Origin of the sequence: Streptococcus sp. CCH5-D3 (genome assembly GCF_001556435.1) — a bacterium.
Classification (GTDB): Bacteria; Bacillota; Bacilli; order Lactobacillales; family Streptococcaceae; genus Streptococcus.
In genome coordinates this window covers 1-1,167 of sequence record NZ_LSIW01000078.1, presented here as the reverse complement: position 1 = coordinate 1,167, position 1,167 = coordinate 1, and the positions used below count along the sequence as shown (strand labels likewise).

1 protein-coding gene is annotated in these 1,167 nt (G+C 38.5%); it reads left to right on the top strand.

What is annotated here, in order from left to right; translation table 11 throughout:
• Positions 1 to 339: 339 nt before the first annotated feature.
• The coding region (locus tag AX662_RS05455; RefSeq protein ID WP_156430693.1) for a YSIRK-type signal peptide-containing protein at positions 340 to 1,167 on the top strand (828 nt) is incomplete at its 3' end.

Below are 1,167 nucleotides of genomic sequence, written 5' to 3'. Positions count from 1 at the left end.
GTTAGATATATGGGGATCTTAGTATAATTTATAAAATTATTTAACTCAAAATATATCACTTGTTTGAATATCAAGAGAATATTCTTACAAATGTTAGAGTCTTTGGAATTATTTATATAAAAAGGTTTGATTATTTTCATGAGGACCTAGTTACTAATCATAATTCGTTTTTTATATTGATTAAAAATTAGAGAAAATGCTTGCTTAAAGATTAAAAAAAGGATATGATAGACTTCGGAAGAAGGTTAATAAATGTATAGAGTGCGTGTTTTTTCAATAACGTCTTCGTTTTTTTGACGTGCCTTGGGGTACAAGGATTAACATATAGGAAGATTTTGAATGAAACAAGCAAATCATGTTTTTGAAAAAGTGACAAAATACGCCATTCGTAAATTGTCAGTAGGTGTAGGGCCAGTTGCTATCGGGACATTCTTGTTAGCAGGTGGTCTTTTCGTGTCTAAACCAGTTTCGGCAGACCAGGTTACTTCGGATGCATCGGTACACATGGCTTATGTCACAGAAAATGAATTAACAACTGAAGAGCAGAAGCAAGTGGTACATGCTATTCCTAAGGAATATCAAAATGAGGACACTTTTTATCTGGTCTATAAACGTAAGGGAGACAGTCAAGCTATTCTTCCTCAGACAGGAAGTTCTGACTGGGCAGCGACAGGTTTGGGATTGGCAACAGCGACTATGGCTGTGCTCCTATTTTCAAAAAAACATCGTAAAAAAATTATCGGCTTGGTCTTGATTGGGGCCGCAGGGCAAAGTCTCCTTGTGCCGATAGAGGTTCTTGCCTTGCAAAACAAGGAGTTACAGGCCTATAATCAAACTCTTGCGGTTTCAAATAAAGAAGATTTGGCTAAGGGTGTTATTGCCATTGATGGTTATGAGTATGTGGGTTATCTGCGTTACTCTGCTAAGCCGGAGCTTGAACAACCTTTGGAGAATACTTTGCAAGGGCTTGAGTCTTCAATGAAAGAAGATAATACAGTTAGTCAGGGGACAGCTGATAGGGATAGTAAGGGCATCAGTTGGAAAAAAGGAACACAGGAGCCAGGTCATGAAGGCGAAGCTCTAGTTCAACCAGCTAATCCAGAGTACACAGAACCAATTAGCGCTAAAGGTACGCAAGAATCAGGTCATGAAGGCGAGGCAGCTGTT